This window comes from Pseudomonas tehranensis (genome assembly GCF_014268615.1).
GTDB lineage: Bacteria > Pseudomonadota > Gammaproteobacteria > Pseudomonadales > Pseudomonadaceae > Aquipseudomonas > Aquipseudomonas tehranensis.
In genome coordinates this window covers 1-4,883 of record NZ_JABWQV010000321.1, presented here as the reverse complement: position 1 = coordinate 4,883, position 4,883 = coordinate 1, and the positions used below count along the sequence as shown (strand labels likewise).

Here is a 4,883-nt window from a genome sequence, read left to right as displayed (position 1 = left end):
CGAGCGGGAGCAAGCTCCCTCGCCACGGGTATTTCGTTGATCTCGGGTCAGGCGGTCTGTCTAAGGGAGGGTTTATCGATTGGCACCGAAGAACCCTTGCTACGCGGATCGTCCGGCCCGTACACCGCCGCCGGCTCCGGAAACAATCCAAGCAGCACCAGGTAAATCACCGAGGCCAGGCCCAGGGTCACCGGCAGGCCGATGTCGATGCCGCCGGCCAGCTCACCCAGCGGTCCGACGAACTGCCCAGGCAGGTTGACGAAGCACAGCCCCACCAGCGCGCTGGGAATCCAGGCCCCCAGGCCGCGCCAGTTCCAGCCGTGGCTGAACCAGTAGCGCCCGCCGGTTTCGCCACGGGTGAACACTTGCAGGTCATCCGGGCAGTAGAAGCCGCGGCGCACCAGCAGGCCGATGATCATGATCACCATCCATGGCGTGGTGCAGGTGATGATCAGCACGGCGAAGGTCGATACGCTTTGCACCAGGTTGGCGGCGAAGCGCCCGATGAAGATGAAGGCAATCGACAGCACGCCGATCAGCAGCGTTGCCTTGACCCGCGACAGAACTCGAGGGAACACGCTGGACATGTCCAGCCCGGTGCCATACAGCGCCGTGGTGCCAGTGGACATGCCGCCGATTACCGCGATCAGGCACACCGGCAGGAAGAACCAGCCCGGCGAGATCGCCAGCAGGCCGCCCACGTAGTTGTTGGCCGCGATGTAGTCCGGCGCCTTGATCGCCACGATGGTGGCCGTGGCAAGGCCGAACAGGAACGGGATCAGCGTCGCCAGTTGCGCGGCGATCACCGCCAGCATGATGCGCGGCTTGGGCGTGCTGCGCGGAATGTAGCGCGACCAGTCACCGAGGAACGCGCCGAAGGAAATCGGGTTGCTCATGGCGACCAGTGCCGCGCCGATGAACGCCGCCCAGAAGCCTGGCTGGCCGAGGCCGACGGTGCCGGCGAACTGGCTGTCGAAGGTCGGCGCGAAGGCCACGATGCCCAGCAGAAACAGCAGGCTGGCGGCCCATACGGCGATGCGGTTGACCCACAACATGAAGCGAAAGCCGTAGATGCACACCGTCAATACCAGCAGGGCGAACAGGCCGTAGGCCAGGCCCAGGCTCAGGTCGGTTTCCGATAAACCGATCAAGCGCTTGGCGCCACCGATCAACGCATCGCCCGAACTCCACACCGACAGGGAGAAGAACGCGATGGCCGTCAGCAGCGACAGGAACGAGCCAACGATCCGCCCGTGTACGCCGAAATGCGCCCCGGAGGACACCGCGTTGTTGGTGCCGTTGAGCGGGCCGAACAGACCCATGGGCGCGAGGATGATCGAACCGACTACCACCCCCAGCACAATCGCCCAGACCCCGGCCTGGAACGAGAGGCCGAACAGCACCGGGAAACTGCCGAGCACGGCGGTGGCAAAGGTGTTGGCGCCGCCGAAGATCAGTCGAAACAGATCCGTCGGGCCAGCGGTCCGTTCATGGTCCGGGATCTGTTCGACCCCGTTGGTTTCGATTTGCGTAAGGCTGTTGTCGTTATTGTTATGCATGATCTGCTCCGATCATAAAGGCGCGCTCATCGAGTGTGAGGCGTCGCCTGTTTGGCTAAGGGGGTGGCAGCCCTTCCGGCATCGCGGACAAATGTTCATGGCAGGCCAGCCATAGGCCCTGTTGTTCTTGTGTGCGTCCGTCCTGTTTGCGCAACAGGATGGTTTCGCGCTCCTGGCTAAAGTGTCGCTCCCCTTGCATGCGCAACTCGGTGGCCACGTCATGGATGAAAATCGCCACGTCCCCTTGCAGGCTGACGAAGGCGTTGCTCGAGGTACACGACAGCACCTCGAAGCCATCCTCGGACCGCCAGCGATCCCACAACGCCTGGTAGGCATCGCGCGACAGCAGAGGTTGTTCGAGGGTGTAGAACACGAAACTCGCGTCGGGTGTGAATGCGCCGAAGTAGGCGTCACGGTCATTGCGGGCGAAGGCCGACACCAGGTCGGCAACGGCCTTGAGCACTTGATCCTGATCGTTCATGACCGCGCCTCAGCGATGAACCACGCCGGGCAGTACGCAGAGCATCTCGTACAGCAGGTTGGCGCCCAGCAGCGAGGTGTTGCCGGTGGTGTCGTAAGGCGGCGAGACTTCTACCAGATCGCAACCGACCAGGTCCAGGCCCTGGCAACCACGCACGATTTCGATGGCCTGGATGGTGGTCAGGCCGCCGATTTCCGGGGTGCCGGTCCCGGGCGCCCAAGCCGGGTCGATGCCATCGATGTCGAAGCTCAGGTACACCGGGCCGCCGCCAACTTTCTCACGTACTTCGGCCATCAACGGTGCGAGGGATTTGTGCCAGCACTCTTCGGCCTGGACGACGCGGAAACCCTGGTTGCGGCTCCAGTTGAAGTCATCGGCGGTGTAGCCCTGGGCCCGCAGGCCGATTTGCACCACGCGGTCGCAATCGAGCAGACCCTCTTCCACGGCGCGGCGGAAGGTGGTGCCGTGGGCGATTTTTTCACCGAACATGTGATCGTTCACATCGGCATGGGCATCGATGTGCACCAGGCCGACCTTGCCGTGTTTCTTGTGGATCGCCCGCAGGATCGGCAGGGTGATGGTGTGATCGCCGCCCAGGGTCAGAGGAATGACGTTGTGTTCCAGAATCTTGTGGTACGACTCTTCGATGATCCGTACGGCGTCCAGCAGATTGAAGGTGTTGATCGGCACATCACCGATATCGGCCACCGACAACGAGTCGAACGGCGCGGCCCCGGTGGCCATGTTGTAGGGACGGATCATCACCGATTCAGCGCGGATCTCGCGGGGCCCGAAACGGGTGCCGGCGCGTAGGGAGGTGCCGATGTCCAGCGGCACGCCGACGAAAGCAGCGTCCAGGCCGGCAGCGGTTTGCAAATGGGGGAGTCGCATCATGGTGGCGATGCCGCCGAAGCGCGGCATTTCGTTGCCGCCCAGTGGTTGGTGAAGAATCTTGTCCACGGGTAGGGCCTCATCGTTGTTTTATTTATCAGGGGCCGATTCTGCGAAAAGCCTGGGAGCGGAAGAATCGCTAGGGGCAAATACTTAGTTCAGATTTTTCTAAACTAATGCGGGGCGGGGCGATAGACTCCGTTTCAGCGCAGTCCTGGGGACATGATGCCCCTGTGGCGAGGGAGCTTGCTCCCGCTGGGTTGCGAAGCAGCCCCTAAACCATTCACCTCGACGCATCAGTTAAATCGCGTCGGCAGGTTTTGCGACGGCTGCGCCGTCGAGCGGGAGCAAGCTCCCTCGCCACAAAGACCTATGCAATTCCATACACACAGCGTTCAGGAGCATCTGATGGCCAACGCTTTACCCGACCTGAAACTGCTGCGCATTTTCGTCAGCGTCGTGCGGCACCAGGGGTTCGCCAATGCCCAGCATGAGCTCAACCTCTCCACGTCGGCCATCAGCACCTACATGAGCCAGCTCGAATCAGCCTTGGGCCTGGTGTTGTGTCATCGTGGGCGGGGTGGGTTCAGCCTGACCAGCAAGGGCGAGTTGTTCCATCAAGAAACCCTGCGTCTGTTGGGCGAGCTTGAAGGGTTCGAGCAATACGCCGCCGCGCTGAAGGGCGAGTTGCGCGGCACGCTGAACCTGGGGGTGATCGATTCCACCGTCAGCGACACAGCCCTGCCGTTCGCCGAAGCCATCGGCGCCTACAGCCAGGAGCATCCGGCAGTCCACCTGCACCTGTCGGTCATGAGCCCGTACGAACTGCAACTGGGCGTGCAGGACAACCGCCTGGACCTGGCCATCGGCGCGTTTTCCACGCGCATGAGCGGGTTGGTCTACATGCCGTTGTACCGTGAGCAGCACTGGTTGTATTGCAGCAACCGTCACCCGCTGTTCAACGAGCGGCGTATCCCTGAGCAAGTCATCACGCAGCAGCGCATGGTCGGACGCGGTTACTGGAGCCAGGCCGAGCTGGCCCGCCACGGCTTCAAGCACAGCGCGGCGACGGTGGAGAGCATGGAGGCGCAGTTGATCCTGGTATTGTCCGGCGCCTACGTCGGCTATCTGCCTGAACACTACGCTCAGGCCTGGGTGGACAAGGGTGATTTGCGCGTGCTGCTGCCGGCCACTTTTGGTTATCAGGCACCGTTTTCGATGATCGTACGCCGTGGCCGCAGCCGAGAGCCGCTGATCCAGACTTTTCGCGACCTGCTCAAAGCGCAGCTCAACCAGGCCTGAGGTGCCGTCATGTCCAGAATTCATTGTCCGCGCTGCCACAGGCCGCAAAGCCATTGCCTGTGCCCGCTGATCCCCAGCCTCGACAGCCGCACCCGGGTGCTGTTGTTGCAGCATCCCAGCGAGGTGAATCATGCCCTGAACACCGCACGGCTGGCGGCACTGGGGCTCAATAATGCCGAGTTGATCGTGGGCGAGGTGTTCGAGGATTTGCCTGGGTTGCTCAATCAACCGGGTTATCAGGCGCGGCTGTTGTTTCCCGGCGAAGAGGCGCAGCCCATGCAGGCGTATGCGCCGTCTGACGATCCGATGCTGTTGGTCGTGCCGGACGGCACCTGGCGCAAGGCGCGCAAGTTGCTGCACCTCAACCCTCTGTTGGCGGCGCTGCCGAGGGTGACGCTGGCCGAAACCGGTGTGTCTCGTTACCGCTTGCGCAAGGCGCCAGGGCCGGGGGCGTTGTCGACGGTGGAAGCAGTTGTCCAGGCGCTGCAAACCCTTGAGGCACCGACCCGTTTTGAGCCGTTGCTGAGGCCGTTCGAGGCGTTGATCGAGGGGCAGATAGCGGCGATGGGGGAGGAGGTTTTTCGGCGCAATCATGTTGGGAAATAATGGTTACCTGTGCTGACCCCTTCGCGAGCAGGCTCGCTCCCACA

5 protein-coding genes are annotated in these 4,883 nt (G+C 62.6%); 2 read left to right on the top strand and 3 right to left on the bottom strand.

Annotated features, from left to right (window positions below):
• Positions 1 to 47: 47 nt before the first annotated feature.
• From HU811_RS25000 to speB, 3 genes are read right to left on the bottom strand one after another with little or no spacing between them, the layout of a single operon-like run.
• Positions 48 to 1,562: a purine-cytosine permease family protein gene (locus HU811_RS25000; RefSeq protein WP_186658661.1), complete on the bottom strand. Its 1,515-nt coding sequence runs from the start codon at positions 1,560 to 1,562 to the stop codon at positions 48 to 50.
• A gap of 52 nt (positions 1,563 to 1,614) precedes the next feature.
• Positions 1,615 to 2,040 carry a YybH family protein gene (locus tag HU811_RS24995; protein ID WP_092458311.1) on the bottom strand — a complete coding sequence of 142 codons (426 nt, stop codon included), beginning with the start codon at positions 2,038 to 2,040 and terminating at the stop codon, positions 1,615 to 1,617.
• 9 nt (positions 2,041 to 2,049) lie between these two features.
• On the bottom strand, positions 2,050 to 3,000 hold the full coding sequence (gene speB, locus HU811_RS24990; protein ID WP_003198979.1) for an agmatinase: 951 nt from the start codon (positions 2,998 to 3,000) through the stop codon (positions 2,050 to 2,052).
• Positions 3,001 to 3,339: 339 nt separating this feature from the next.
• Here speB and HU811_RS24985 point away from each other — a divergent pair, with 339 nt between their 5' ends.
• Entirely contained in the window at positions 3,340 to 4,233 is an 894-nt protein-coding gene (locus HU811_RS24985) for a LysR family transcriptional regulator (protein WP_186658658.1), read from the top strand.
• Between the two features lie 9 nt (positions 4,234 to 4,242).
• The gene (locus HU811_RS24980; RefSeq protein WP_186658657.1) at positions 4,243 to 4,839 is read left to right on the top strand and encodes a tRNA-uridine aminocarboxypropyltransferase; all 597 of its coding nucleotides are present in this window, start codon (positions 4,243 to 4,245) and stop codon (positions 4,837 to 4,839) included.
• The last annotated feature ends 44 nt before the right edge of the window (positions 4,840 to 4,883 follow it).

Bases quoted from the DNA above. Each gene is read 5' to 3' on its own strand.
- HU811_RS24980 (WP_186658657.1), top strand. From the start codon at position 4,243: ATGTCCAGAATTCATTGTCCGCGCTGCCACAGGCCGCAAAGCCATTGC.
- HU811_RS24995 (WP_092458311.1), bottom strand. From the start codon at position 2,040: ATGAACGATCAGGATCAAGTGCTCAAGGCCGTTGCCGACCTGGTGTCG.
- HU811_RS24985 (WP_186658658.1), top strand. From the start codon at position 3,340: ATGGCCAACGCTTTACCCGACCTGAAACTGCTGCGCATTTTCGTCAGC.